Consider the following 25,013-nt stretch of genomic DNA (forward strand, 5'->3'; position numbering starts at 1 on the left):
TTATTCAACAAAGCCCAAGTGCTGCTAAACATTACCCGCAACGCGCTCCAGGCGCTGGGTAAAGAAGGCGGCACCATTACGCTGCACACGCGCACCGCTTTTCAACTCACGCTGCACGGCATGCGCTATCGCTTGGCGGCGCGTATTGATATCGAAGACGATGGTCCTGGCGTCCCTGCACAGTTGCAAGACACGCTGTTTTACCCAATGGTATAGACAAGCGACTTAAAAATGATTACAGCCAATGCCCTGATATGTGGCAAAAAAATACAGCTAATTGTTATCAAAATAATGTCGCTTGGCTATAAGCGGTCGCGAAGGCGGCACTGGGCTGGGATTATCGATCGCGCGCAGCTTGATCGATCAGCATTCGGAAAAAATTGAATTTAACAGTTGGCTAGGCCATACCGAATTCTCGGTTTACCTGCCCATTCGCCAGTGAGGTTCACGATGCAACGAGGGATAGTCTGGATTGTCGATGACGATAGCTCCATCCATTGGGTGCTGGAGCGCACGCTCACTGGGGCGGGGTTGACCTGTGCCACCTTTGATAACGGAAATCAGGCGCTGCACACGCTGGCAACCCAAACGCCAGATGTACTGCTGTCCGATATTCGCATGCCGGGCATGGACGGTCTGGCGCTGCTGCAACAGATCAAACAGCGTCATCCGATGCTGCCAGTGATTATTATGACCGCGCACTCCGATCTGGATGCTGAGGTAAGCGCTTACCAACAGGGTGCATTTGATTACCTGCCAAAACCGTTTGATATCGATGAAGCTGTCGCTTTGGTTGAGCGTGCGATCAGTCACTATAGCCAACCGACTTAAAAATGATTACAGCCAATACTCTGATATGTGGCAAAAAAATACAGCTAATTGTTATCAAAATAATGTCGCTTGGCTACAAATGGCAGATCGTCTGCAATTTCACAAATTTTACGGGTGTCACCGCCCCACTCGGCCCAATGCCCTTCCTTTCCCCGGATAAGCCAACATATTCCTTGGGAGCTTAATGTGCGCATATGCCCGATAGAGTCACCTTCACGGTCAATGAGATGAACTATAGCCAACCTACTTAAAAATGATTACAACAGATGCCCTGATATGCGGCAAAAAAGCATAGCTGGCTGTTATCAAAATAATGTCGGTTTGCTATATCGGCGCTTTATTAGAGCCTGTTTAAGATTTTGTGTAAATGCCTTTCCTCAGAAGTGACCGTCAAGACGGTCACCGAACTCGATAATAAAGCGACTCATTGCCATACGCCAGTCCTGTAAGGGCATCGTCCATTTCTGTGATGCCGCCTGGATTACCAGCCATACGACCTTCTTCACCGAGTCATCAGTCGGGAACACCTTGCGTTTCTTGATTGCATGCCGGAGCACGCTGTTCAGTGATTCTATGGCGTTCGTCGTGTAGATTACCTTGCGAAGTTCCTGCGGGTACGAGAAGAATGTCGACAGGTTGGCCCAGTTTGACTGCCAGCTCCGGCTTATCTGCGGACAGCGGTGATCCCATGTCCCACCGAACGTCTCCAGCGCCTGAAGCGCGGCCTCTTCGGCTGGAGCCTGATACACTGCTTTGAGGTCGCGTGTTACCACCTTATAGTCCTTCCAGGCAACGAAGCGCAGACTGTTGCGCACCATGTGCACGATGCACAACTGGATGCGGGCTTCCGGGTAGACCGTGTTGATGGCATCCGGGAACCCTTTCAGGCCGTCCACACAGGCAATGAGGATGTCGGTCAGGCCACGGTTTTTCAGTTCTGTCAGCACGTTCAGCCAGAACTTTGCACCTTCATTTTCGGCCAGCCACATCCTCAGTAGCTCTTTCTGGCCTTCGATATTGATACCCAGCGCCAAGAACACAGACTTATTGATAACGCGGCTGTCCTGCCGGACTTTCAGAACGATACAGTCAAGGTAAACTGGGATAAACCGCATCTAGGGGGCGATTTTGCCATTCAACAACCTGCTCCATAACGGCATCGGTGACCTTCGATACCAGGGCGGGTGAGACATCCGCGTCATACAGTTCTTTGAACGCAGCGGCAATTTTGCGGGTGGTCATCCCTTTGGCATACAACGATAAAATCTGGTTATCCATCCCGGTGAGCCGGGTCTGCTTCTTCTTCAGCAGTTGCGGTTCAAAGGAACCATTACGATCACGTGGTGTACGCAGTTCCAGCGGACCATCGCCGGTGGTAACAGTCTTTGTGGAGTAGCCATTGCGCGTGTTAGTTCCAGATTTGGACTGGGGCTTCTCATGCCCGAGGTGATGGGTCATTTCAGCATTAAGGGCAGCTTCAACGCTGATCTTTTTCAGCAGGCGATCAAACGGGTTGAGAGCGTCAGGGGTTTTGAGATTTTTGGCCAGCTCGTTAGCAAGAGCCTGTAACTGTTTTTCGTCCATAAAGTAACCTGCTTTTGATGTTGGATTGAACATATAAAAACTAGGCAATTACACAATCTCGTGTACAGGCTCGGCGCTTTATAAGGCACAACGCTGTTTGCTATCGGATTATTTGATATCAATATTAACAGCGATGTTTTCTATTCCTGGGTCACACAAGTCCTTATCCCAGTACTCCCTAAAAACAGGGTAATCGTGATGGACAATGCAACTTTTCACAAAAAACACAATATTCAACAAGTCATCATCGATGCAGGGTATTATGGTGGAGTATTTGCCTACATATTCGCCAGATCTTAACCCCATTGAGCATAAATGGGCACAAGCAAAAAAAGAGAGAGTGGTTGCGATACAGAGATTTTGTTCTCAGTCCATATAGTGTAATCAAAATTAAGTCGTTTATCTATACCTGTCAGCAAAGACAAACTATACGGCATTTGGGAACGTGGCATCCAGCGTTACCTGCATATCGCGTGATAGGAAAATTGACTGCTCACTTTGTGAGCTGCTGCAATGTTTTTCTGTGTCGCTTACAAGGTGCTTTGCACAGGGTGTTGTATATTTTTAATACAGCATGGTGCTGACCACAAGGTAGGATCTGTTGGTATGATTAATTTTGAAAAGATGATTCTCGAATATAGTGACAAGTATGCAGATTTTGCTGCATCGACAGTCGCCTTTATGGAAAGCCAGAAGCGCGAAATATGCGCAGAAACAATCGCCCAGAAAATCCCACCAGAAAAAAGAGCCTATTTTGAAGCTCGGTTAGCGCATTACCGGAGCATCTATAAAGCGCAAACGCTGGTTGAGTGATGTAAGGATTGCAGCGGCACTCTGCTTTCCTTTATGCCATAGGCGAAGGGGCCATGTGCGTTGACAAGCACGGCGGGGATATCCAAAGGGGAAAGCCGGCGTTGATGAAAGGTTTCTACAATCACATTCCCCGTTTCCCATTCATAGCAGCCGTCGATCTCCGCGTCTGTCATCAGACGGGTGCAAGGGATTGCGCCATAAAAGTAATCGGCATGGGTGGTGCCAAAGGTCGGCAAATCTTTGCCCGCCTGCGCCCAAATTGTCGCATGGCGTGAGTGCGTATGCACAATGCCAGCAATCTGATCAAACGCCAGATAGAGCACGCGATGTGTATCTGAATCTGATGAAGGCTTCTTGCTTCCTTCAACCACGCTCCCGGTTGCCAGCTCCACCACCATATCTTCGGCGGTCATCACCGGGTAAGCCACCCCCGACGGTTTGATGACCATCAGCCCCTGATGACGATCGACTGCACTGACATTTCCCCAGGTAAGGGTCACCAGCTGATGCGCTGGCAGCGCCAGATTCGCCTCCAGCACCTGCTGTTTGAGTTCTCTAACATCATTCGCCCCCTTTCATCCGATAGGATATTGTCGGGGAGTCGGAGTGCCGCACCTATGGGCTAACTGGCTAAAAACCCTGCTACGATCTGCTACGCATTACCCTTTATAGCTAAACGACTTAATTTTGATTACATTATTTAAATGAGCTATTCAATTGATTTTAGACGTAAAGTGATATCTACAGCGGAAGAAGAAGGGTTGAGTATCCGAGAAACAGCGAAGCAATTTCGGATTGGCCCTGCCTCTGTATCGCGTTGGATTAATCAAATAGCGTCAAAAGCATCGACCACGCGTCAGTGAAAGATCGATAAATCCGAGTTGATAAAAGATGTTGAACAATACCAGATGGGCTTTGTTGAATAAATCAGAACTTGTAACGACTGCGCCCCATACGGGTCGATTGTTACGTGATGCGAATACTGTTCGGCATTCCTAATAGCGTGATCAGGTTAAGCGCTTTGACCATGGCCATGGCTTCACCCACCTGACCATCGTAGTCTCTCAGACTTAGATGACCACCCAGAAGCCTTTTGAACCGGAACATGGCCGTTTCAGCCACTGAGCGCCGGTGATAGCCCACTTTCTTTTTCCAGATATCGTTACTACCGCTAATGCGCTGATTTGCAACAGCGGGGTTACGCTCGTGGTAGCGATCTTGCCAATATTGCGCCCCCCTTCGTGGCGGGATAAGCGGCCTTATTTTCTTCCTCACCAGAGCATCATAGCAGTAAACTGTATCCTAAGCGCCGTCAGCCGATGCCTCTCTGATTTTCCGGTGGGTCTGGTTTATCAGCGCCGGTAGAGCTTGGGCATCAGTCGTACCACTGAGCGACAAATCCGCACAGATAATCTCATGCGTCACACTGTCTACTGCCAGGTGCAGCTTACGCCATACCCTGCGTCTGTCGGCACCATGCTGCCGGACTTTCCATTCGCCTTCGCCAAAGACCTTCAGGGCGGTTCCATCAATGACCAGATGTGAGATTTCACCACGGGTTGGCGTTTTTATGCTGATGTTCACTGTCTTTGCTCGCTTGCTGAGCAGCGAATAGTCTGGACAATGCAGCGACAATTTAATCAGTTTAAAAATCGAGTCACCAAAGCCCTGTAAAGCCCTCAATGAAAGGTCAAACACGCGTTTCATCATCAGGACTGTGGTGATGGCCATATCTGAGTAGTGGAGCGGTCGTCCACGCCGTTCAGTAGTGTTTTTTTCCATCCATGCAGCAATGGCTGATTCATCTAGCCATACGGTTAGAGAACCGCGCTGCTTGAGGGCCTTGTTATAAGAGGGCCAGTTGGTGATTTTAAAATTTTGTTTTGCCATGGAGACCTGATTTTGAAACAACTGTCTTGCTCTGCTCCGATGATTACCCAAAAGTTCTATTTATTCAACAAAGCCTACCAGATGCTTACCAAAAAGAACGTGCAGAGCGTTTTGGCGTTTGTCAGAAGGCCATTTTGCAAGCTCTTAAAAAGCTGGGATTGACCTATAAAAAAACTCTACGTCATCCGAAAGCCGACGAAAGCGCCCGGCAAGCATTCCAACAAAAAATACAACAGTATGAAAAAGAAGGTAACCCTATTGTTTTTATTGATGAAAGTGGTTTTCCACACGATACCCCACGGACTCACGGCTATTCCCCAAAAGGTCAACGGTGTTTTGGGCTGAAGAGCTGGGGAGCCAAGGGAAGAACAAATGTTATCGGCGCTTTATTAGGCACAACGCTGTTTGCTATCGGATTATTTGATATCAATATTAACAGCGATGTTTTCTATTCCTGGGTCACACAAGTCCTTATCGCAGTACTCCCTAAAAACAGGGTAATCGTGATGGACAATGCAACTTTTCACAAAAAACATAATATTCAACAAGTCATCATCGATGCAGGGTATATGGTGGAGTATTTGCCTACATATTCGCCAGATATTAACCCCATTGAGCATAAATGGGCACAAGCAAAAAAAGAGAGTGGTTGCGATACAGAGATTTTGTTCTCAGTCCATATGGTGTAATCAAAATTAAGTCGCTTGGCTATATGACTGGGAAATCATTTATCACCGCGCTCACCGTTATGGTACGAACAGCATTTACGGCAAATCTCGTGCGAAGCAATTAGGATTTTTCCACCTGCCCAGAGTACTTCCGACGATTATACTGAGATAAAGAAAGAAATGACCGACAAGGTCAGATTAAGTAGTGCAAATATCGTGTAATGCGATATTTTCCCGCCGTCGCGGGCGAAAAAATCAGGAGATCACCATGGTTGTGGAAAAAGGTTTCGTCGTTACTACCCTTGCCGTAGCACTCGTCATGACGCTCAGCGGCTGTTCCAACATGTCCAAACGTGATCGTAATACCGCCATTGGCGCTGGGGCTGGCGCAGTCGGCGGGGCAATCCTGACCGGTGGCGGCACGCTGGGCACGCTAGGTGGTGCGGCCATTGGCGGCATTATTGGTCATCAGGTCGATTAATACAGAGTCTGACAGCAGGGGTCTCCCTGCTGTCAGACTCTGTATTAACCGCCCCCCAGCTTGACCTTCAATCCTTTTGCTTCCAATAGCTGTTTTAGCAGATCGCGCTTATCGCCCTGGATCTCAATGGTGCCTTCTTTGACCGCACCGCCACAGCCACACTTCTTTTTCAGTTCTGCGGCCAACGCGGTCAGCGCGTCATCATCCAGATCGAGCCCCGTGATAATACACACGCCCTTTCCTTTGCGCCCGCTGCTTTGCCGTTGAATGCGCACTACACCGTCGCCTTTGGCACGCCTTACCGGAGCGGGTTCTTCCTTGATGCGTCCGGTATCGGTGGAATAGACCAACCGACTGTTACTCTCAGTCATGCCTGCCCTCCCACCAACAACGAATGCCGAATCTGCGCCAGCGTGTGCGCCGGATCGGCAGATTGGGTGATCGGACGCCCAATTACCATATAATCACCCCCTACCGCCTGCGCCTGTTCTGGCGTCATAATACGACGCTGATCGCCACTGGCGCTGCCCGCAGGGCGAATACCCGGCGTGACCAACTTGAACGCGCTATCACAAACCTGCTTCAGTCGCTGTGCTTCCTGCGCAGAACACACCACACCATCCAATCCACAATCACGGGTCAGCACCGCAAGGCGCTCAGCCTGCTGAGCCGGTGTCGCGGTGATGCCTAACGCCAGCAGATCGTCCGCCTCCATGCTGGTCAACACGGTAACGGCAATCAGCAACGGCGCATCAGCGCCAAAGGGCTGCAATGCCGCTTTCGCCGCTTCCATCATCCGCCGACCGCCACTGGCATGGACATTAACCATCCACACACCTAATTCTGCCGCAGCCGCCACCGCATGTGCGGCCGTGTTAGGGATATCGTGAAACTTGAGGTCGAGAAAAACGTCAAAGCCGCGCTGCTGTAACGCCTTAACAAATTGTGGACCGAAAAGGGTAAACATCTCTTTGCCCACTTTCAACCGACAATCCTGTGGGTTAATGCGATCGACAAACGCCAATGCCTGATTCTGGTCAGCATAATCTAATGCGACAACGACTGGCGATGTAACGGCATGTGGTGGGGTGATGTGTTCGCTCATGTGGCCCTCAGTTTTGCTTGGCGATTGAATCCGTGGAGTGAGATTGGTCCGCGTATGAAAATTTTCCGCCGCATTCTACCCTTCTCTCCCGCGAAAGCCCAGCGACCCTGCTGGACCGCGCTGCATTTCGCGCGATGTTCGCTGTGAATGTGCTTTCAATAATAAGTATGTTGTAACTAAATCGTGTTTTATAAAATAGGCAATAGCATAAGACACACCTTACGCTATTGTCCGTCCAGACCACGAATCGGTTTGATGCTGGCCCATGAGCGGCATGAAGGACAGTGCCAGTATAGGGATTGCGAGGTGAAGCCACACTTCTGGCAGCTATAGCGTGGTTTGGTGCGTATCTGTTCTCCGACCATATCGCGCAGCACCAGCAAGCTCTCTTTGGCTCGACCATCTTCGGCTTCACTCAGGTGGAAATCCATCAGACGATGGAAAACACGCATTGTCGGGTGACGCTGTAACTGGCGGTTGATGTAGACCTGTGCCACCTCAGCCCCTTCTTTGCGCTCTAGGATATCCGCCAACATCAGATCGGCGCTGGCACCGGTATTCTCTTCAACACAGCGTTTGAGAAAATCTTCCCATGCCTCCGACGCAGGCAAGTTCTGGTAACAGGTTTCCAGCGGCGGCAGGGTTTCACTGACAAAGGCTTTATCTTGTTCCAGAACCTGCTGGAGCACCTCTACCGCCGGCGCATAGCGCTCCTGAGCGATATGAATGCGCCCCATCATGATCGAAGCCCGAGCGCACGCTTTATCCGTTGCTGCACTCTTTTTCAGTAGCGTCAACGCTTTATCCAGATCGTCACTGCTCATCGCTTGCAGCGCAAGTTCGCAGTAGAAATGGGCGATTTCCGTATTCAGCTGCGGCTGGTCGAGTTTGACCAGTTTTTCCGCAATATCGATCGCCTTCTGCCAGTCGCTGGTAGCCTGATAGATCTGCAACAGTTGTTGAAGCGCGCTGCGACGAAAATCCTCTTCATCCACCAGTTGGGTGAAGATCTCTTCAGCACGGTCATACAGCCCGGCGGCCATATAATCACGCCCGAGTTGCTGCACCGCCAGCAGGCGCTGTTCGAACGATAACGAAGCGCTTTCCGTCAATGCCTGATGAATGCGAATAGCACGGTCGAGCTCACCGCGTGAGCGGAACAGGTTACCCAGCGTCAGATGAGCCTCGAAGGTGTTACTCTCGTCCTTGAACATATCAAGGAACAGTTCCACCGCTTTATCCTGCTGATTAGAAAGCAAAAAGTTTACGCCTGTCACATACTCTCGTGACAAGCGGTTGGCTTCCTGCTCCTTGTCCTGCTGCGCACTTCTGCGGCCCATGTACCACCCGTATGCGGCGGCCAGCGGCAATAACAGAAACAGCAGTTCTAACATAGAGGAGGATCCTTAGTGGGAAACAGATGGCGGCGTTTCGCTCTCTGTTACAGACTGTTGCTGTTCCAGGCGTTTGATTTTACGTTGCGCACGGCCGAGGGTGATGCGCAATCGCAGGTAGAATAAACCGCAGATCACCCACCCCAGCACAAACCCGACTGCAAACAGCGTAGCAAGTAGCGTGGAAACACGATATTCGCCCTGTGCCAGCAGATAGTTGAAGGTGACAACCTGCTCGTTGTGCGCCCCCAATGTAATGGAAATTATGAATATCGCCAGTACCAATAAGAAGATCAGCAAGTATTTCACGTTCTTGTTCCTGTGATATCGCCTTAACCTGATGATTATGCCAAATGTTGGCGCTAAACCCCATAGAATTATCCATTATAGCCGGAGAAAGGACATGGCTAGCTGAGGTAGCATCAGACGAGCGCGGCAGCACCGCCTGTTTTTGAACAACTCGATAATATAGCAAAGCGACATTATTTTGATAACAATTAGCTGTATTTTTTGCCACATATCAGGGCATTGGCTGTAATCATTTTTAAGTCGGTTTGCTATATCAAGAGACTCAACGCGGGCAATATCAGCCGTCAAAGCATCCATATGAGTCAGACTCTCAGACAAGCCCTCGCTTAGCGTTGAACGACAACCCGCCCTATCGGTTAGAGTTTGAGACAGGGGCGCTATTGGTAAACCATTTGCAACATCAACCAGTAGGCGGGTTTGTAGTTCATAACCGACGTCGCCACCATGCATCATTTTCAAACGTTCTTCTTTCCCATTGTGGGTACGAAACTGTAAATGAGACCAGTCGTGAACGACGAGAGCGTATGGATGCGGGCTAGGTGCAACCTGCCGGAGAGCCAGCGAAATAATCGGTTCATTGAGCTGACTGAAGCTAATATAGCTAAAAGACTTAATTTTGATTACACCATATGGACTGAGAACAAAATCTCTGTATCGCAACCACTCTCTCTTTTTTTGCTTTTTGCTTGTGCCCATTTATGCTCAATGGGGTTAAGATCTGGCGAATATGTAGGCAAATACTTCACCATATACCCTGCATCGATGATGACTTGTTGAATATTATGTTTTTTGTGAAAAGTTGCATTGTCCATCACGATTACACTGTTTTTAGGGAGTACTGGGATAAGGACTTGTGTGACCCAGGAATAGAAAACATCGCTGTTAATATTGATATCAAATAATCCGATAGCAAACAGCGTTGTGCCTAATAACGCGCCGATAACATTTGTTCTTCCCTTGGCTCCCCCGTTCTTCAGGCCAAAACACCGTTGACCTTTTGGGGAATAGCCGTGAGTCCGTGGGGTATCGTGTGGAAAACCATTTTCATCAATAAAAACAATAGGTTTTCCTTCTTTTCCATACTGTTGTATTTTTTGTTGAAATGCTTGCCGGGCGCTTTCGTCGGCTTTCGGATGACGTAGCGTTTTTTTATAGGTCAATCCCAGCTTTTTAAGAGCTTGCCAAATGGCCTTCTGACAAACGCCAAAACGCTCTGCACGTTCTTTTTGGTAAGCATCTGGATATGGTTCAACATCTTTTATCAACTCGGATTTATCGCTCTTTCGCTGACGCGTGGTTGATGCTTTTGACGCTATTTGATTAATCCAACGCGATACAGAGGCAGGGCCAATCCGAAATTGCTTCGCTGTTTCTCGGATACTCAACCCTTCTTCTTCCCGTGTAGATATCACTTTACGCCTAAAATCAATTGAATAGCTCATTTAAATAATGTAATCAAAATTAAGTCGTTTAGCTATAAAAAGCGATGATCGACAAAACGCGATTCAGGTAAAAGCAATTTTATATAGGGCAAGAGCGCATGGCGGGCTCCAGCCGGAGGCATGAAATGGCCGCTGGCGTTACTCCAAAAAGTCAGCTGCTGTTGAACAAATTTTAGCACCCCAGCGAAATGCACCTTGGTGGCATTCATAAAAGAAGAGTGTCCTTTAAGGGGGAACCTGCTTATCGGTTCTTCAGGGCAGGCTCGCGCGGCACACTGGATCTTGTAGGGCGCGTCGACAGGGATGATAAAAATATAATAACCGTCAATGCGTGAGGCCACCCCCTCAATCGCATTGACCATACGGTACTCCGTTCCCCCCTTTTCCAACGTAAAAATTTCGGTTGGGTCGTAAGGCAACTGCACCGTTTTATAGCCAAGCGACATTATTTTGATAACAATTAGCTGTATTTTTTTGCCACATATCAGGGCATTGGGTGTAATCATTTTTAAGTCGGTTGGCTATAACTGTTTTTCGTCCATAAAGTAACCTGCTTTTGATGTTGGATTGAACATATCAAAATCAGGCAATTACACAATCTCGTGTACAGGCTCGGAATCTCTTATCAGAGATAAAGTAAAAACCACTAACCAGATCCACGGTTTTCTGCTGGAGTTTGGGATAAGCCTGCCAATCGGCGAGCCGGTAATAAAGCGACTGTCTCTGGTGCTGGCTGAGCACGAAACCCCCGAATACCTGAGTCGTCTGCTGGTTAAGTTACATGCCCACTATCTTTACCTTGTCGAGCAAATAGCAGCGCTAGAATCAGAATTAAATCAGTCAATCAAAGCTGATGATACTGCACAGCGAATTATGACAATTCTAGGGGTCGGGCCGATTACTGCCAGCTTACTTTCATCACAGCTCGGCGATGGAAAACAATTTTCATGTAGCAGGGATTTTGCAGCTTCCACAGGGCTTGTACCGCGACAATACAGCACAGGAGGCAAACCGACTCTGCTGGGGATAAGCAAACGAGGTGATAAAAATTTACGCAAACTTCTGGTTCAATGTGCCCGCTCATTCATGATGCGACTTGAACATCAGCAGGGCAAGCTTGCTGAATGGGTTCGTGGGCAACTCGATAACAAACATTCAAATATTGTCGCCTGTGCTCTGGCAAACAAACTGGCGCGAATAGCCTGGTCAATCACAACTAATCACAATGAACATCAGGCCTGATGTTATATAGAACTACATCAACACACTGATTATTAAGTAATTAAATAGCAGTTACCAATCTGGTTTTGCGAAGACTGATTATTGATGACATGAACGGCATATCGGCCTGCTGAAAAAACTGACGACAAAAATGGCTCACTGAAGCCGAGGGCCTTTTCAGGTTCACCAGGCGCGGAACTCATCGAGGCGTGGGCATCTCGCCCACAGAGACGCCGGATAGATTGAATCAAGCCCACCATTAGTCAAAAATCAGTGTTGCAAAAATGGGGGTGACCATAGATTTTCCGTCATAGGCCAGATCGAGGCGCGAGTAAAGTGAGGGCTGCTGTCTGCGCCATGAGCTTCTGACAAATTCCCATGTGTGCTTGGGAATGCAGAATTTGGTCAGCAATGCATCGCTGCTGACCACCTTTTCGACTACTTGCAGACACATCTGGTGCAGTTCTGCAGTTGCCGCTTCCAACTCTTTAATCTGCACCAACGTGAACTGATAGTAAGCATTTTCACACCAGTAGGGCTCACCGTACATGGTGTGAAAGTTGAAACCAAACTTTGTCGCCTTTTCACGCCAATCCGGGCGTTCGGCAATATCAACGCGCTTCATGCTTATGTCCCTCAGCCACCCATACTGCGAGAAGAGGAACTGGTGCTGGCGCTGCTACGTTGCATACTGGTCTGCTTGGCAACGTCTTCGCCAAAACCACCACGGGTGATGGTGTTAGTGGTAGCGGGTTTAGAAGCCAGTGCTGTTTTGGGGACGGTAACGGTACGACCTGAAGTGGCAGCGCCGTAGCTTTTACCGCTGGCGTTAACGAACTGACCGTTGGCTGGACTTGCCGGAGAGCGGGAAGAGAACAGCGGCTGCTGGGCAAAGCCCGCGCCCCCACTCATCATGCGGCCCATCATGTAAGCGGCCATCAGCGGCATCCAAGAACTACTGGTTTGTGTTGGCTGAGCGGCGGTGCCTGCCTGATCCGGTACTGGTGTACATTGCGCTTCGCCAAATTCTGCGACGCAGTCTTCTTTGCTGGCGTATTTTGGTGCGGTTTTTTCGGCTTCTTTCAGTGCGTTGTTGTACGCCGTGGTGCACTGTGCGCTCATGGACGGGTTCGCTGCCGAGCAGTCATCCGCATTTTGATACATCGACACGGTTTCGTCGGTCTGTTCGCAACCGGCCAGAATAAACGCAGCACTGATCGCAAGCGCAACCGGTGCCAGACGATAGGAGCGCCACCCTTTTCGGAGAGCGTCCTTCTGTATATTTTCTTTATGTTTCATGTGGTTATCCAAGAGGATAAGGCGTCGACGCCAAAGGTGTGCCAAGTGTGCACTAGCATAGGGGATGGCTGGCTGAATTTAAAGCATTACGCCTGTCAGAACGCCTGCTCTTTACGTTGCTATACATTACGTTGCTATACATTTTATTGCGCGCTTGGACGGCGTGGAATCAATCCAAGGCAAACCCAAAGGAGATACGCAGCGTATCTCCTTTGGGTTATCAACCGTCAGAACCGTGCGATCTGATTAGCCGCGCGGCGCTTTCGGCTCCGGTGCGCTGCTGTCAGTAAAGACTGGTGACGTGGAAACGTCCTGACCTAACGCGCCGTTCAGCGCCTGCAAGTCGTTTTCATTCAAGGTGCCTAACGCTGACTTGATGTTCAACTGGTTGATCAGGTAGTCATAACGCGCGTTAGAAAGCTGCTGCTTGGCGTTATATAACGTGGTGGTGGCATCCAACACGTCGACGATGGTACGCGTACCCACCTGATAGCCCGCTTCCATCGCGTCCAGAGAGCTCTGCGCTGACGCTTCGGCCTGTTTGTAAGCGTTGATGCTGCTGATCGAGGCAGAAATATTGTTAAACGAGGAGCGTACGGTCTGCACCACGGAGCGATGCGCGCTTTCCAGCAGTTCGCTGGCGCTGACAAAGCTGTGCTGTGCCTGTTTTACGCGTGAGCTGGTGGCACCGCCGCTGTAGAGCGGCACGGTTAATGACAGGCCGATTTTGTTTTGGCCTGCATCAAAATCCCTTGAGGTATTATTGGAACCGGTGTTACGCGTGTTGCTGACGCCGGAGGAAGCCGTCAGATCCAAGGTTGGCATATGGCCGGTTTCCGCTGAACGAATCTGCTCACGCGCCAGATCCTGGCTCAAGCGAGCGGACAACAGGCTCAGGTTATGGTTTTCCGCGTCTTTCAGTAAGGTGGCGATTGCCCCCGGTTTCTCGGTGGAGAATCGGGTGATGTTCAGCCCTGCCAGTTGCGGATAGAAGTTGCCGCTGACCTGACGCAGATTTTCCAGCGCGTTATCCAGCGTGTTGCGAGCAGACACTTCGTTGGCCAATACGCTGTCATATTGCGCACGGGCGTTTTGTACGTCGGTAATAGCGACCAAACCGACATTAAAGCGCTGAGTGGTTTGATCGAGCTGGCGGTAAATGGCCTGTTTCTGGGCGTTAACGTAGGAGAGCGCGTCAATGGCGCGCAGCACGTTGAAATAAGCTGTGGCCGTATCTAGGATTAATGACTGCTGTGCGGTCTGATAGGTCACATCTTGAATGCCCGCCTGCTTTTCTTGCAGCGTCAGGGCGCACCATTTCGACATATCAAACAGGGTCTGGGTCAACTGCAAGGAACCGCTGGTAACGTTGCCGTTCACGCCATTGCTATCGCGAAAACCTTTGGTGTAACCGTAGTCAGCACCGAGCCCGAGTTGTGGCAAGAGGGGGCTGCGAGCCTCGTTGATTTTCTCGAAAGCGGCATCACGGGTGGCAGCCGAGCTGTGTAAATCCGGGTTGGTGGTTTTAGCTTGTTGATAGACCTGTAACAGATTTTCCGCGTGACCCACGGCGCTAAAGCCGCTCAGGCTCAGACCAATAAGAAGAGGGAGCAATTTCTTCATGTGCATTCCTTGTTATGCAGCTAAGGCAACGATGTAGCGGAGATAGCGCTATCAAAAAACGAATCCGGCAGATTCTATCAGAATGTGCCAATAGGATAAGCTGGCTGAACGTGCCATCTTCCCCCTGACCGACCCCATTAGGGGGTTTAATTTGCTCTCAGACCCTAACGTTTGGTCAAATAGGTGTTCTATTAATCCAATTTATCACAAAGCATCGCAAGTATGATGTCCATCATGATACATGAGACACATCCTCGTACCTGCTGTTGCTCGCAAGGAGTTGAGGTATGGCTGTGTCTGCGTCCCATCCGGCGACTTTCCATAAAGACGATGTAGAAATTATTGCACGAGAGTCGCTGTACGAGGTTTTTTTTCGCTCGAGCGCTACCGTTTTCGTCATCGGTTGTTTAACGGTGAGATGAGCGCTGAAGTCAGCCGGGAAATTCCGGAGCGTGGTCATGCGGTTGTGCTGCTGCCCTACGATCCGGTTCGGGACGAAGTGGTGTTGATTGAACAGATCCGCATTGCCGCTTATGACACCAGTCCGACCCCGTGGCTGTTTGAACTGGTGGCCGGCATGATTGAGTCAGGTGAGTCTCTGGAAGCGGTGGCGCGACGTGAAGCGCAGGAAGAAGCAGGTCTCAACGTTGGGCGCTGTAAACCGATTATCAGCTATCTTGCGAGCCCGGGTGGCACCAGTGAGCGTCTGGCGGTGATGGTGGGCGAAGTCGATGCCCGTGCCGCACAGGGCATTCACGGTCTGGCCAAAGAGAATGAAGACATTCGGGTGCATGTCGTCAGCCGCGAACAGAGCTACGCCTAGGTAGAAAGTGGAATTGTGGAATTATTGATAATGCGGCGTCTGTCATTGCGCTGCAACGGTTGGCGTTGCACCATACGCAATTGAGAAAGGCGTGGACGGAGTAAACTGATGAAACGCTACACCCCGGATTTTCCGGCCATGATACGGCTGTGTGAAATGAATTTCGCACAATTACGCCGTTTATTGCCGCGAAAGGATGAAGTCGGAGAAAGTGCGGTTTATCATGTAAATAGTGCAAGCTATCGCTTAACGATAGTGGAGTCCACGCGTTATACCTCATTGGTTGAAATCCAGCAGATTGCGCCCGCAGTCAGCTACTGGAGCCTGCCAACGTTAAGCGTGCGACTCTACCACGACGCGTTGGTTGCGGAAGTGTGTGCCAGTCAGCAGATCTACCGTTTTAAAGCACGTTATGATTACCCGAATAAAAAATTGCATCAACGTGATGAAAAGCATCAAATTAATCAGTTTCTTGCTGATTGGCTAAGGTACTGCCTGGCGCATGGTTTTGCATCGGCACCGCGAAATGCCGATTCCAGTCTGTTAGACAGATTTCAGTAACCAAGGATACTATTTTTTGGAAAGTCTGCTGAAAGTTCCTGTGGCGAGTGGGGCCAGAATCAGGATTTTACAAATAACCGATACCCACTTGTTTGCCGGCGAGCACGAGACTCTGCTCGGCGTGAACACGTACCGTAGTTACCATGCCGTGCTGTCTGCCATTCAGGCGCAGGGGCAGGATGTTGACCTTATTGTGGCAACGGGAGATCTTGCTCAGGATCATTCGCAGGAGGCCTATCATCACTTCACGCGCGGCATTGCGCAGCTATCCGCACCTTGCGTATGGCTGCCGGGAAACCATGATTTCCAGCCTGCGATGGTGGATGTGCTGGCGCAAGCTGGCATTACGCCTTCCAAGCACGTGCTGTTGGGCGATGCATGGCAGATTATTTTATTAGACAGCCAGGTGTTTGGCGAACCCCACGGTGAATTGAGTGAATATCAACTCGAGTGGCTGGAGCGCAGCCTGTTGCGTTTTCCAGAGCGTCATGCGCTGTTGCTGTTACATCATCATCCGCTGACTTCAGGCTGTACTTGGCTCGATCAGCACAGCCTACGTAACGCGCACCATCTGGATGCGGTGCTGGCGCGTTATCCGCAGGTGAAAAATGTGCTGTGCGGGCATATTCACCAAGAGCTGGATCTCGACTGGAACGGGCGCAGGCTGATGGCGACGCCTTCCACCTGTGTGCAGTTCAAACCACACTGCACTAACTTTACCATTGACGATGTCGGGCCCGGCTGGCGTTATTTGGATCTGTTATCGGACGGTTCGCTGGAGACGCGCGTTTACCGCCTGAGCGGTAGCGAGTTTTTGCCTGATATGGATTCGGACGGCTATTAATGCCTACGCTACTCTACCTCCATGGTTTCAACAGTACGCCTAAATCGGCCAAAGCGACGGCGCTAGCTGCATGGCTGGCGCAGCACCATCCCCAGATTGAGATGCTGGTGCCGCAACTGCCGCCCTATCCGGCGGAGGCGGCCGATCTGTTGGAATCGTTGGTGATGGAGCGGGCGGGGCATCCCATCGGCTTGGTGGGGTCATCGCTGGGCGGCTATTATGCCACCTGGCTGTCGCAATGTTTTATCTTGCCAGCCGTGGTCGTCAATCCGGCGGTAAAACCCTTCGAACTGTTGCTGGAACATCTCGGCGAATATCGTAACCCCTATACAGGTGAAGAATATGTGCTAGAGTCTCGGCATATTTACGACCTGAAAGTGATGCAGATTGAATCACTCGAGGCGCCGGATTTACTGTGGTGTTTGCTCCAGACAGGGGATGAAGTGCTGGATTATCGGCAGGCTGTGGCGTATTACACGGTGTGTCGCCAGACGGTGGAATCGGGTGGGAACCACAGTTTTGTTGGGGTTGAACAGTATTTTGACCCCATTGTGCGTTTCCTTGGATTGAGCGACGATTGACCCGTTCTGTACTGCACTGCCCTTACTGACACGGACAGCGACAATGCGTGGTCCGTGGGCAGTGCATCCTCTCAGCGCCATTCCGTTTTACACATTTAAACAACTACTAACGCGAATATGAGTCAATCAAGTTATAACGCTGATGCCATTGAGGTGCTCAGCGGCTTAGAACCGGTGCGCCGCCGTCCGGGGATGTACACCGATACTACACGCCCCAACCATTTGGGGCAGGAAGTGATTGATAACAGCGTCGATGAAGCGCTGGCGGGCCATGCGCGCCGTGTTGACGTTATCCTGCATGAAGATCAGTCACTTGAAGTGATTGACGATGGCCGTGGTATGCCTGTGGATATCCACCCTGAAGAAGGGGTGCCCGCCGTTGAACTGATTCTGTGTCGCCTGCACGCTGGCGGGAAATTCTCCAACAAAAACTATCAGTTCTCCGGTGGTTTGCACGGTGTGGGCATCTCGGTGGTGAACGCGTTATCTTCACGGGTGGAAGTGACCGTGCGCCGCGACGGGCAGGTTTACGACATTGCCTTCGAAAACGGCGAGAAGGTGCAAGCGTTAACGGTGAGCGACACCTGCGGACGGCGCAATACCGGTACACGTGTGCATTTCTGGCCGGATGCCAGCTTTTTTGACAGCCCACGTTTTTCTGTCTCGCGCCTGACGCATTTATTGAAAGCCAAAGCGGTGCTGTGCCTCGGCGTGGAAATCACCTTTAAAGACAAGGTCAACAATACCGAACAGCGTTGGTGCTATCAGGATGGCCTGAACGACTACCTGTGCGAAGCCGTTAACGGTTTGCCGACGCTGCCGGAAAAACCGTTTATCGGCGCTATCGCTGGCGATACCGAAGCGGTGGACTGGGCGTTGCTGTGGCTGCCGGAAGGGGGCGAATTGCTGACGGAAAGCTACGTCAATCTGATCCCCACGGTACAAGGCGGAACGCACGTTAACGGCCTGCGTCAGGGCTTGCTGGATGCCATGCGTGAGTTTTGCGAATTCCGCAATATTCTCCCGCGCGGCGTGAAACTCAGTGCCGAAGATATCTGGGAACGCTGTGCTTATGTGCTGTCGGTGAAGATGCAGGATACGCAGTTTGCCGGGCAGACCAAAGAGCGCCTTTCTTCGCGTCAGTGCGCCGCGTTTGTGTCTGGCGTGGTGAAGGATGCGTTTAGCCTGTGGCTGAACCAGAACGTGCAAGAGGCTGAAATGCTGGCCGAATTAGCAATTTCCAGTGCCCAGCGTCGCATGCGCGCGGCCAAAAAAGTGGTGCGCAAGAAATTGACCAGCGGCCCGGCGTTGCCGGGGAAACTGGCGGACTGCACCTCACAGGATTTGAATAAAACCGAACTGTTCCTAGTGGAAGGGGATTCTGCGGGCGGCTCCGCCAAGCAGGCGCGTGAGCGTGAGTTTCAGGCCATCATGCCGCTCAAGGGCAAGATCCTCAATACTTGGGAAGTCTCTTCCAATGAAGTGCTGGCCTCGCAGGAAGTGCATGATATTTCTGTCGCAATCGGCATGGATCCCGACAGCGACGATCTCAGCCAGCTGCGCTATGGCAAGATCTGTATTCTGGCGGATGCCGACTCGGACGGTTTGCACATCGCCACGCTGCTGTGTGCGCTGTTTGTGCGCCATTTCCGCCCGTTGGTCGCAGGCGGCCATGTGTACGTCGCCATGCCGCCGCTCTACCGTATCGATCTGGGTAAAGAGGTGTACTATGCGCTGGATGAAGAAGAAAAAGCCGGGGTGTTGGAGCAGCTTAAGCGCAAGAAGGGCAAGCCTAACGTTCAACGTTTTAAAGGGTTGGGCGAGATGAACCCGCTACAGCTGCGCGAAACCACACTTGATCCCAATACGCGCCGCTTGGTGCAGCTCACCATCAGCGAAGACGATGTGAACGAAACGCTGGCGGTGATGGATATGCTGCTGGCGAAGAAACGCTCGGAAGATCGCCGCAACTGGCTGCAAGAGAAGGGCGATCGGGCGGATATCGAGGTGTGATGCTGCTATCGCGTAATCTTGTATAAACAGAACCACTCTAGTGCGTGACCCGCTGGTATTTTGGGATAATTAAAATCTTCACCGATGTTGGTCATGCCTGCCTTTATCATCACACGCTGTGAAGCCATATGTTGCAGCGGGGTATAGGCGTAGACCTCTGGTGACTCAAGTTGCTCAAAGGCATAACGGACTACGCGTTTTGCCCCTTCCGTGGCATAGCCGTTTCCCCACTGCCGCGCCTGTAAGCGCCAGCCCGCTTCGATAAGCGGCGCATGAAGAATGCCGCTCTCTTCCTGCTGCCTATGCAAACCAATAAAGCCGATAAATTCGCCGCTTGATTTCAATTCCACGGCCCAGAAGCCCCATCCTTTGTTGGCAATATGTCTTGTGAAACGGCCTATCTGTGCATCGCTTTCTTCGCGCGACATCAGCTCAGGGAAATAGCGCATCACTTCCGGGTCGGCATTCAATTGTGCATAAATAGGGTAATCTTCATCGCGCCATTGGCGCAGAATCAATCTTTCCGTCTCGATCATGGCGATTTTTCTCCTTATTCACGCGAAAGGCTAACAAATCAATGTGAAAGACGCTGACAGGCTTCATGGCTTCACAGTAGAGTAAGTAAGCCTCTTAATCCTTGATGACTGTGTATGATTATGGAAAAAAAGCACAAAAAAATCCGGTTGACGCAGAAAAGCTCGATGGCGGTTCGCACCGTGTACGGCTGGAAGATATAGCCGAGCGACTTAATTTTGATTACACCATATGGACTGAGAACAAAATCTCTGTATCACAACCACTCTCTCTTTTTTTGCTTTTTGCTTGTGCCCATTTATGCTCAATGGGGTTAAGATCTGGCGAATATGTAGGCAAATACTCCACCATATACCCTGCATCGATGATGACTTGTTGAATATTATGTTTTTTGTGAAAAGTTGCATTGTCCATCACGATTACACTGTTTTTAGGGAGTACTGGGATAAGGACTTGTGTGACCCAGGAATAGAAAACATCGCTGTTAATATTGATATCAAATAATCCGATAGTAGACAGCATTGTGCCTAATAAAGGAGCCTGTTTAAGATTTTGTGTAAATGCCTTTCCTCAGAAGTGACCGTCAAGGCGGTCACCGAACTCGATAATAAAGCGACTCATTGCCATACGCCAGTCCTGTAAGGGCATCGTCCATTTCTGTGATGCCGCCTGGATTGCCAGCCATACGACCTTCTTCACCGAGTCATCAGTCGGGAACAGCTTGCGTTTCTTGATTGCATGCCGGAGCACGCCGTTCAGTGATTCTATAGCGTTCGTCGTGTAGATTACCTTGCGAAGTTCCTGGGGGTACGAGAAGAATGTCGACAGGTTGGCCCAGTTTGACTGCCAGCTCCGGCTTATCTGCGGATAGCGGTGATCCCATGTCCCACCGAACGTCTCCAGCGCCTGAAGCGCGGCCTCTTCGGTTGGAGCCTGATACACTGCTTTGAGGTCGCGTGTTACCGCCTTATAGTCCTTCCAGGCAACGAAGCGCAGACTGTTGCGCACCATGTGCACGATGCACAACTGGATGCGGGCTTCCAGGTAGACCGTGTTGATGGCATCCGGGAACCCTTTCAGGCCGTCCACACAGGCAATGAGGATGTCGGTCAGGCCACGGTTTTTCAGTTCTGTCAGCACGTTTAGCCAGAACTTTGCGTCTTCATTTTCGGCCAGCCACATCCCCAGTAGCTCTTTCTGGCCTTCGATATTGATACCCAGCGCCAGGAACACAGACTTATTGATAACGCGGCTGTCCTGCCGGACTTTCAGAACGATACAGTCAAGGTAAACAATGGGATAAACCGCATCCAGGGGGCGATTTTGCCATTCAACAACCTGCTCCATAACGGCATCGGTGACCTTCGATACCAGGGCGGGTGAGACATCCGCGTCATACAGTTCTTTGAACGCAGCGGCAATTTCGTGGGTGGTCATCCCTTTGGCATACAACGATAAAATCTGGTTATCCATCCCGGTGAGCCAGGTCTGGTTCTTCTTCACCAGTTGCGGTTCAAAGGAAGCATCACGATCACGTGGTGTACGCAGTTCCAGCGGACCATCGCCGGTGGTAACAGTCTTTGTGGAGTAGCCATTGCGCGTGTTAGTTCCAGATTTGGACTGGTGCTTCTCATGCCCGAGGTGATGGGTCATTTCAGCATTAAGGGCAGCTTCAACGCAGATCTTTTTCAGCAGGCGATCAAACGGGTTGAGAGCGTCAGGGGTTTTGAGATTTTTGGCCAGCTCGTTAGCCAGAGCCTGTAACTGTTTTTCGTCCATAAAGTAACCTGCTTTTGATGTTGGATTGAACATATAAAAACCAGGCAATTACACAATCTCGTGTACAGGCTCATAACATTTGTTCTTCCCTTGGCTCCCCCGTTCTTCAGGCCAAAACACCGTTGACCTTTTGGGGAATAGCCGTGAATCCGTGGGGTATCGTCTTGAAAACCACTTTCATCAATAAAAACAATAAGCTTACCTTCTTTTTCATACTGTTGTATTTTTTGTTGAAATGCTTGCCGGGCGCTTTCGTCGGCTTTCGGATGACGTAGAGTTTTTTTATAGGTCAATCCCAGCTTTTTAAGAGCTGGCCAAATGGCCTTCTGACAAACGCCAAAACGCTCTGCACGTTCTTTTTGGTAAGCATCTGGATATGGTTCAACATCTTTTATCAACTCGGATTTATCGCTCTTTCGCTGACGCGTGGTCGATGCTTTTGACGCTATTTGATTAATCCAACGCGATACAGAGGCAGGGCCAATCCGAAATTGCTTCGCTGTTTCTCGGATACTCAACCCTTCTTCTTCCCGTGTAGATATCACTTTACGTCTAAAATCAATTAAATAGCTCATTTAAATAATGTAATCAAAATTAAGTCGCTTAGTCGCTTAGCTATAAGTGAACGCGGCCAACGCACCTGCAACTTGAAGTATGACGGATATATACCTCGCTGTAAGATTCAGTTAGGCTAGTGGCAAGTTTGTTTAACACGCTGCAATTGCATATGAAAATTGGTTTGTTCTACGGCTCCAGCACCTGCTACACCGAGATGGCAGCGGAAAAGATTCGCGATATTTTGGGCGAATCGCTGGTCGACCTGCATAACGTAAAAGATGTCGATCCGCAGAAGATGGAAGAGTATGCATTCCTGATTCTGGGTATCCCAACGTGGGATTTCGGTGAAATTCAGGAGGATTGGGAAGCCATTTTGGGACAGCTATCCTCGTTGAATCTACAAGGAAAAATCGTTGCGCTGTATGGCATGGGTGACCAGCTAGGCTACGGTGAATGGTTCCTTGATGCCCTCAGTATGTTGCATCAGCAGCTGGCCACGAGCGGCGCAACCTTTATTGGCTATTGGCCCATCGAAGGCTATGAGTTCATCACCACCAAGCCGCTCACACCAGATGGAAAACACTTTGTCGGGCTGGCGCTTGATGATGAAGTGAATCAGTATGACCTGAGCGATGAGCGCTTGCAGCAGTGGTGCGAGCAGATTTTACAGGAAATGGCAGAGCAGCTGATGTCTATCGGGAGATATCCCGATAGACATCAGCCGGCAGCGTGCTGCCGACTGAACCTGAAACCAGGCTGTGTCCCTTAATTGCCTGAGCTATAGTATCCATCTGTTTCTACGACACTTTTGATTATGGCTCGCTACGATCTTTCTGATGAAGCATGGGCAATCATTGAGCCCTTGTTGCCAACCGTTTTGACATCTCCGCGGGCCGGCCGGCCGTGGGCAGAACATCGAAAAATCTTCAACGGCATGTTCTGGATACTGTGTTCAGGCGCACCATGGCGTGATTTACCTGAACGTTACGGCCCATGGAAAACCGTTTATAACCGTTTCAATAGATGGTCAAAGTTTGGAATCATTAAGATTATTTTCAATAAGTTACTTTCATTTCTTGATGCTCATGGACTTGTTGACTGGTCAGCCACTGCGCTGGATGGCAGTAATATTCGTGCGCTCAAATGTACAGCTGGCGCTCAAAAAAACATCTCGATATTACCAACGATAATAGCCTGGGTCGCTCACGAGGTGGTTATGGCACCAAAATCCACATGGCGACTGACGAAAGCGGCATCCCACTAAACATCGTACTGAGTGCTGGGCAGGGTCACGAAAGCCTGTTTGCGTTACGACTCCTGGACGGAATTGGCGTGCAACGCCAGAACGGCAGCATGAAGCGTCGTGGCCATGCAGTACTGGCTGACAAAGCCTACTCTGGGAATGCACTACGTAACGAGTTGAAAAAAAGAGAGATAAAAACGGTTATTCCCCGAAAATCAAATGAAAAACTGGCTTCAGATGGACGCTCGCAACTTGATCGTGATGCTTATCGCCGTCGCAACGTTGTGGAAAGGTGTTTTGGCTGTTTAAAGGAATATCGACGGATCGCCACACGTTATGAAAAAATGGCAAGAAACTATCTATAGCCAAGCGACATTATTTTGATAACAATTAGCTGTATTTTTTTGCCACATATCAGGGCATTGGTTGTAATCATTTTTAAGTCGCTTGGCTATAGCAATGGTGAAACTGGGCTGCATCCGCTTGTTTTACCGCCGGTTACGCAATTAAGGGACACAGCCTAGTGCACGTCCGGGTTTTCTTCCGCCCACGCTTTACTCTCCAACAACAACTGACGCAAATGCCGCCATTCCTGCTTATCCATGTTGTCGGATGCCAGCCAGAGCCGCTGTCGTCGTTTGCCGTCACTGCGCCGCAGCGACAGTAATATGCCGTTTTTCAACATCCAAGGACGGCGGATAATGCGCCAGCGATGATGCTGCCATTCAAGGTTCGCTTCAGCCTGCAACACGATTTCACCGTGACACGCTTTGATATTACGCTGACTACGGATAAACCCGAACACCACCAGCGTCATTAGCGATAGCCAAAGCACCGCATAACCGTCCGGCCACGGTGCCAGCAGAATCAACAGCAGCAACAACCCGTGCACCAGCAAAGAAAATACCTGCATGCGCCAAGAGACGCGTAAATCACAGCGCCACAGGGCCACGATCTTTATTTCGCGTCTGAATAAGAGAGATCACGCGTTTCAGTTCCCCATCCTCCGGTTCACCGTGGTTCATCAACCAGTTGAACAAGTCAGGGTCATCGCACTGCAATAAGCGCACAAACGCGCGTTTATCATCATCGTTTAGCACATCATACTCATGTTCAAAAAAAGGCATGATGGCGATATCCAACTCTCGCATTCCTCGGCGGCACGCCCAGTGAATTCGCGCCTTATTATCGATATCCATTGCTTTTCCTACTTTTTATCGACGCCAACGTGTAGTGTAACTCGGATCTTTAGATGAACACTCAACTAAATGTAACATTTTGACATATTTTAGCGCATATCAGCGTATCGCGCAGAAGGTCATCGATCGTGCGCACGCTCAGTAACGCTTTCAAATATGCTAACTGAAAATCATGGGGTCGCACGAATAACTGCTTGCAAACCCTGCAAGCTCTTTTA

26 protein-coding genes and 10 pseudogenes are annotated in these 25,013 nt (G+C 50.1%); 17 read left to right on the top strand and 19 right to left on the bottom strand.

The features are described 5' to 3' along the window. Positions 1-15 precede the first annotated feature (15 nt). From ACD630_RS10695 to ACD630_RS10705, 3 genes and pseudogenes are all read left to right on the top strand, one after another. Positions 16-442: pseudogene (locus tag ACD630_RS10695) on the top strand (ATP-binding protein); the annotation flags it as partial. Positions 443-450: 8 nt separating this feature from the next. Next, positions 451-822, top strand: a pseudogene (locus tag ACD630_RS10700) (response regulator); the annotation flags it as partial. An 11-nt stretch (positions 823-833) separates the two neighbouring features. Next, a complete protein-coding gene (locus ACD630_RS10705; protein ID WP_430359031.1) occupies positions 834-1,016 on the top strand; it encodes a hypothetical protein in 183 nt (60 codons plus the stop codon). Positions 1,017-1,208: 192 nt separating this feature from the next. Here ACD630_RS10705 and ACD630_RS10710 read toward each other — a convergent pair. Then, positions 1,209-2,415 (bottom strand): annotated as a pseudogene (locus ACD630_RS10710) (IS256 family transposase). A gap of 165 nt (positions 2,416-2,580) precedes the next feature. Here ACD630_RS10710 and ACD630_RS10715 point away from each other — a divergent pair. Together ACD630_RS10715 and ACD630_RS10720 are read left to right on the top strand one after the other, a co-directional pair. Next, a pseudogene (locus ACD630_RS10715) lies at positions 2,581-2,794 on the top strand (transposase). A 227-nt stretch (positions 2,795-3,021) separates the two neighbouring features. After that, positions 3,022-3,228, top strand: coding sequence for a DNA polymerase III subunit theta (locus tag ACD630_RS10720; protein ID WP_430359032.1), 207 nt, complete (start codon positions 3,022-3,024; stop codon positions 3,226-3,228). A gap of 35 nt (positions 3,229-3,263) precedes the next feature. Here ACD630_RS10720 and araD read toward each other — a convergent pair. Beyond that, positions 3,264-3,788: pseudogene (gene araD / locus ACD630_RS10725) on the bottom strand (L-ribulose-5-phosphate 4-epimerase AraD); the annotation flags it as partial. A gap of 144 nt (positions 3,789-3,932) precedes the next feature. Here araD and ACD630_RS10730 point away from each other — a divergent pair. After that, the gene (locus ACD630_RS10730; protein WP_430359033.1) at positions 3,933-4,091 is read left to right on the top strand and encodes an IS630 transposase-related protein; all 159 of its coding nucleotides are present in this window, start codon (positions 3,933-3,935) and stop codon (positions 4,089-4,091) included. 103 nt (positions 4,092-4,194) lie between these two features. On the opposite strand, the pseudogene ACD630_RS10735 reads toward ACD630_RS10730, so the two are convergent. Then, a pseudogene (locus ACD630_RS10735) lies at positions 4,195-5,118 on the bottom strand (IS5 family transposase). Between the two features lie 26 nt (positions 5,119-5,144). Here ACD630_RS10735 and ACD630_RS10740 point away from each other — a divergent pair. The 3 genes from ACD630_RS10740 to osmB all read left to right on the top strand — a co-directional run bounded on the left by ACD630_RS10740 (position 5,145) and on the right by osmB (position 6,267). Next, positions 5,145-5,807 (top strand): IS630 family transposase, encoded by a 663-nt coding sequence (locus ACD630_RS10740; protein ID WP_430359034.1) that lies wholly within the window; start codon positions 5,145-5,147, stop codon positions 5,805-5,807. Continuing rightward, on the top strand, positions 5,741-5,911 hold the full coding sequence (locus tag ACD630_RS10745; RefSeq protein ID WP_430359035.1) for a hypothetical protein: 171 nt from the start codon (positions 5,741-5,743) through the stop codon (positions 5,909-5,911). Before ACD630_RS10740 ends, ACD630_RS10745 begins: the two co-directional genes overlap by 67 nt. 143 nt (positions 5,912-6,054) lie before the next feature. Next, a complete protein-coding gene (osmB, locus tag ACD630_RS10750; RefSeq protein ID WP_430359036.1) occupies positions 6,055-6,267 on the top strand; it encodes an osmotically-inducible lipoprotein OsmB in 213 nt (70 codons plus the stop codon). A 44-nt stretch (positions 6,268-6,311) separates the two neighbouring features. Here the strand turns inward: osmB and yciH are convergent, their stop codons facing one another. From yciH to ACD630_RS10785, 7 genes are all read right to left on the bottom strand, one after another. Further along, positions 6,312-6,638, bottom strand: a complete 327-nt coding sequence (yciH, locus tag ACD630_RS10755; RefSeq protein WP_430359037.1) for a stress response translation initiation inhibitor YciH — start codon at positions 6,636-6,638, stop codon at positions 6,312-6,314. After that, the gene (gene pyrF, locus ACD630_RS10760; protein ID WP_430359038.1) at positions 6,635-7,372 is read right to left on the bottom strand and encodes an orotidine-5'-phosphate decarboxylase; all 738 of its coding nucleotides are present in this window, start codon (positions 7,370-7,372) and stop codon (positions 6,635-6,637) included. The genes yciH and pyrF overlap by 4 nt, the downstream gene beginning before the upstream one ends. A 224-nt stretch (positions 7,373-7,596) precedes the next feature. Continuing rightward, the gene (lapB, locus tag ACD630_RS10765) at positions 7,597-8,766 is read right to left on the bottom strand and encodes a lipopolysaccharide assembly protein LapB (RefSeq protein WP_430359039.1); all 1,170 of its coding nucleotides are present in this window, start codon (positions 8,764-8,766) and stop codon (positions 7,597-7,599) included. A 12-nt stretch (positions 8,767-8,778) separates the two neighbouring features. Further along, positions 8,779-9,075 (bottom strand): LapA family protein, encoded by a 297-nt coding sequence (locus ACD630_RS10770; RefSeq protein WP_430359040.1) that lies wholly within the window; start codon positions 9,073-9,075, stop codon positions 8,779-8,781. A gap of 75 nt (positions 9,076-9,150) precedes the next feature. Next, positions 9,151-9,771, bottom strand: coding sequence for a hypothetical protein (locus ACD630_RS10775; RefSeq protein ID WP_430359041.1), 621 nt, complete (start codon positions 9,769-9,771; stop codon positions 9,151-9,153). Beyond that, positions 9,696-10,517 (bottom strand): IS630 family transposase, encoded by an 822-nt coding sequence (locus ACD630_RS10780; protein ID WP_430359042.1) that lies wholly within the window; start codon positions 10,515-10,517, stop codon positions 9,696-9,698. The genes ACD630_RS10775 and ACD630_RS10780 overlap by 76 nt, the downstream gene beginning before the upstream one ends. A 32-nt stretch (positions 10,518-10,549) precedes the next feature. Then, positions 10,550-11,023: a hypothetical protein gene (locus ACD630_RS10785; RefSeq protein ID WP_430359043.1), complete on the bottom strand. Its 474-nt coding sequence runs from the start codon at positions 11,021-11,023 to the stop codon at positions 10,550-10,552. A 109-nt stretch (positions 11,024-11,132) separates the two neighbouring features. Here ACD630_RS10785 and ACD630_RS10790 point away from each other — a divergent pair. Beyond that, positions 11,133-11,759 (top strand): annotated as a pseudogene (locus ACD630_RS10790) (IS110 family transposase); the annotation flags it as partial. 283 nt (positions 11,760-12,042) lie between these two features. Here the strand turns inward: ACD630_RS10790 and ACD630_RS10795 are convergent. From ACD630_RS10795 to tolC, 3 genes and pseudogenes are all read right to left on the bottom strand, one after another. Further along, positions 12,043-12,363 (bottom strand): annotated as a pseudogene (locus ACD630_RS10795) (glutathionylspermidine synthase family protein); the annotation flags it as partial. An 11-nt stretch (positions 12,364-12,374) separates the two neighbouring features. After that, entirely contained in the window at positions 12,375-13,037 is a 663-nt protein-coding gene (locus tag ACD630_RS10800; protein ID WP_430359044.1) for a DUF1190 family protein, read from the bottom strand. 246 nt (positions 13,038-13,283) lie between these two features. Further along, a complete protein-coding gene (tolC, locus tag ACD630_RS10805) occupies positions 13,284-14,660 on the bottom strand; it encodes an outer membrane channel protein TolC (RefSeq protein ID WP_430359045.1) in 1,377 nt (458 codons plus the stop codon). 287 nt (positions 14,661-14,947) lie between these two features. On the opposite strand from tolC, the pseudogene nudF reads away from it, so the two are divergent. From nudF to parE, 5 genes and pseudogenes are all read left to right on the top strand, one after another. Beyond that, positions 14,948-15,587, top strand: a pseudogene (gene nudF / locus ACD630_RS10810) (ADP-ribose diphosphatase). A gap of 1 nt (position 15,588) precedes the next feature. Beyond that, positions 15,589-16,044 carry a DUF1249 family protein gene (locus ACD630_RS10815; RefSeq protein ID WP_430359989.1) on the top strand — a complete coding sequence of 152 codons (456 nt, stop codon included), beginning with the start codon at positions 15,589-15,591 and terminating at the stop codon, positions 16,042-16,044. Positions 16,045-16,060: 16 nt separating this feature from the next. Then, positions 16,061-16,888, top strand: coding sequence for a 3',5'-cyclic-AMP phosphodiesterase (gene cpdA / locus ACD630_RS10820; RefSeq protein WP_430359046.1), 828 nt, complete (start codon positions 16,061-16,063; stop codon positions 16,886-16,888). Further along, on the top strand, positions 16,888-17,469 hold the full coding sequence (yqiA, locus tag ACD630_RS10825) for an esterase YqiA (RefSeq protein WP_430359047.1): 582 nt from the start codon (positions 16,888-16,890) through the stop codon (positions 17,467-17,469). Before cpdA ends, yqiA begins: the two co-directional genes overlap by 1 nt. 117 nt (positions 17,470-17,586) lie before the next feature. Beyond that, on the top strand, positions 17,587-19,482 hold the full coding sequence (gene parE, locus ACD630_RS10830) for a DNA topoisomerase IV subunit B (RefSeq protein WP_430359048.1): 1,896 nt from the start codon (positions 17,587-17,589) through the stop codon (positions 19,480-19,482). 5 nt (positions 19,483-19,487) lie between these two features. Here parE and ACD630_RS10835 read toward each other — a convergent pair whose 3' ends face one another. The 4 genes from ACD630_RS10835 to ACD630_RS10850 form a co-directional block, all read right to left on the bottom strand. Further along, positions 19,488-20,018, bottom strand: coding sequence for a GNAT family N-acetyltransferase (locus ACD630_RS10835; RefSeq protein ID WP_430359049.1), 531 nt, complete (start codon positions 20,016-20,018; stop codon positions 19,488-19,490). A gap of 220 nt (positions 20,019-20,238) precedes the next feature. Beyond that, the gene (locus ACD630_RS10840) at positions 20,239-20,538 is read right to left on the bottom strand and encodes a transposase (RefSeq protein WP_430359050.1); all 300 of its coding nucleotides are present in this window, start codon (positions 20,536-20,538) and stop codon (positions 20,239-20,241) included. 48 nt (positions 20,539-20,586) lie between these two features. After that, a complete protein-coding gene (locus ACD630_RS10845) occupies positions 20,587-21,795 on the bottom strand; it encodes an IS256 family transposase (RefSeq protein ID WP_430359990.1) in 1,209 nt (402 codons plus the stop codon). Beyond that, the gene (locus tag ACD630_RS10850) at positions 21,705-22,370 is read right to left on the bottom strand and encodes an IS630 transposase-related protein (protein WP_430359051.1); all 666 of its coding nucleotides are present in this window, start codon (positions 22,368-22,370) and stop codon (positions 21,705-21,707) included. The genes ACD630_RS10845 and ACD630_RS10850 overlap by 91 nt, the downstream gene beginning before the upstream one ends. 152 nt (positions 22,371-22,522) lie before the next feature. Between ACD630_RS10850 and fldB the strand changes: the two are divergent. Further along, positions 22,523-23,029 (top strand): annotated as a pseudogene (fldB, locus tag ACD630_RS10855) (flavodoxin FldB); the annotation flags it as partial. A gap of 138 nt (positions 23,030-23,167) precedes the next feature. Then, a protein-coding gene (locus ACD630_RS10860; RefSeq protein ID WP_430359052.1) for an IS5 family transposase occupies positions 23,168-23,961 on the top strand; the annotation gives its coding sequence in 2 pieces (ribosomal slippage) (positions 23,168-23,513 and positions 23,513-23,961; 795 coding nt in all). A gap of 155 nt (positions 23,962-24,116) precedes the next feature. On the opposite strand, the gene ACD630_RS10865 is transcribed toward ACD630_RS10860, so the two are convergent. Both ACD630_RS10865 and sdhE read right to left on the bottom strand, forming a co-directional pair. Continuing rightward, on the bottom strand, positions 24,117-24,548 hold the full coding sequence (locus ACD630_RS10865) for a protein YgfX (protein ID WP_430359053.1): 432 nt from the start codon (positions 24,546-24,548) through the stop codon (positions 24,117-24,119). Beyond that, positions 24,529-24,795: an FAD assembly factor SdhE gene (sdhE, locus tag ACD630_RS10870; protein ID WP_430359054.1), complete on the bottom strand. Its 267-nt coding sequence runs from the start codon at positions 24,793-24,795 to the stop codon at positions 24,529-24,531. The genes ACD630_RS10865 and sdhE overlap by 20 nt, the downstream gene beginning before the upstream one ends. Between the last annotated feature and the right edge of the window lie 218 nt (positions 24,796-25,013).

Source organism: Symbiopectobacterium sp. RP, assembly GCF_050472005.1.
Taxonomy (GTDB): Bacteria; Pseudomonadota; Gammaproteobacteria; order Enterobacterales; family Enterobacteriaceae; genus Symbiopectobacterium.

Bases quoted from the DNA above. Each gene is read 5' to 3' on its own strand.
- ACD630_RS10705 (WP_430359031.1), top strand. From the start codon at position 834: ATGATTACAGCCAATACTCTGATATGTGGCAAAAAAATACAGCTAATT.
- ACD630_RS10720 (WP_430359032.1), top strand. From the start codon at position 3,022: ATGATTAATTTTGAAAAGATGATTCTCGAATATAGTGACAAGTATGCA.
- ACD630_RS10730 (WP_430359033.1), top strand. From the start codon at position 3,933: ATGAGCTATTCAATTGATTTTAGACGTAAAGTGATATCTACAGCGGAA.
- ACD630_RS10745 (WP_430359035.1), top strand. From the start codon at position 5,741: ATGGGCACAAGCAAAAAAAGAGAGTGGTTGCGATACAGAGATTTTGTT.
- osmB (WP_430359036.1), top strand. From the start codon at position 6,055: ATGGTTGTGGAAAAAGGTTTCGTCGTTACTACCCTTGCCGTAGCACTC.
- yciH (WP_430359037.1), bottom strand. From the start codon at position 6,638: ATGACTGAGAGTAACAGTCGGTTGGTCTATTCCACCGATACCGGACGC.
- pyrF (WP_430359038.1), bottom strand. From the start codon at position 7,372: ATGAGCGAACACATCACCCCACCACATGCCGTTACATCGCCAGTCGTT.
- lapB (WP_430359039.1), bottom strand. From the start codon at position 8,766: ATGTTAGAACTGCTGTTTCTGTTATTGCCGCTGGCCGCCGCATACGGG.
- ACD630_RS10775 (WP_430359041.1), bottom strand. From the start codon at position 9,771: ATGGGCACAAGCAAAAAGCAAAAAAAGAGAGAGTGGTTGCGATACAGA.
- ACD630_RS10780 (WP_430359042.1), bottom strand. From the start codon at position 10,517: ATGAGCTATTCAATTGATTTTAGGCGTAAAGTGATATCTACACGGGAA.
- ACD630_RS10785 (WP_430359043.1), bottom strand. From the start codon at position 11,023: ATGATTACACCCAATGCCCTGATATGTGGCAAAAAAATACAGCTAATT.
- ACD630_RS10800 (WP_430359044.1), bottom strand. From the start codon at position 13,037: ATGAAACATAAAGAAAATATACAGAAGGACGCTCTCCGAAAAGGGTGG.
- tolC (WP_430359045.1), bottom strand. From the start codon at position 14,660: ATGAAGAAATTGCTCCCTCTTCTTATTGGTCTGAGCCTGAGCGGCTTT.
- yqiA (WP_430359047.1), top strand. From the start codon at position 16,888: ATGCCTACGCTACTCTACCTCCATGGTTTCAACAGTACGCCTAAATCG.
- parE (WP_430359048.1), top strand. From the start codon at position 17,587: ATGAGTCAATCAAGTTATAACGCTGATGCCATTGAGGTGCTCAGCGGC.
- ACD630_RS10835 (WP_430359049.1), bottom strand. From the start codon at position 20,018: ATGATCGAGACGGAAAGATTGATTCTGCGCCAATGGCGCGATGAAGAT.
- ACD630_RS10840 (WP_430359050.1), bottom strand. From the start codon at position 20,538: ATGCTGTCTACTATCGGATTATTTGATATCAATATTAACAGCGATGTT.
- ACD630_RS10845 (WP_430359990.1), bottom strand. From the start codon at position 21,795: ATGGACGAAAAACAGTTACAGGCTCTGGCTAACGAGCTGGCCAAAAAT.
- ACD630_RS10850 (WP_430359051.1), bottom strand. From the start codon at position 22,370: ATGAGCTATTTAATTGATTTTAGACGTAAAGTGATATCTACACGGGAA.
- sdhE (WP_430359054.1), bottom strand. From the start codon at position 24,795: ATGGATATCGATAATAAGGCGCGAATTCACTGGGCGTGCCGCCGAGGA.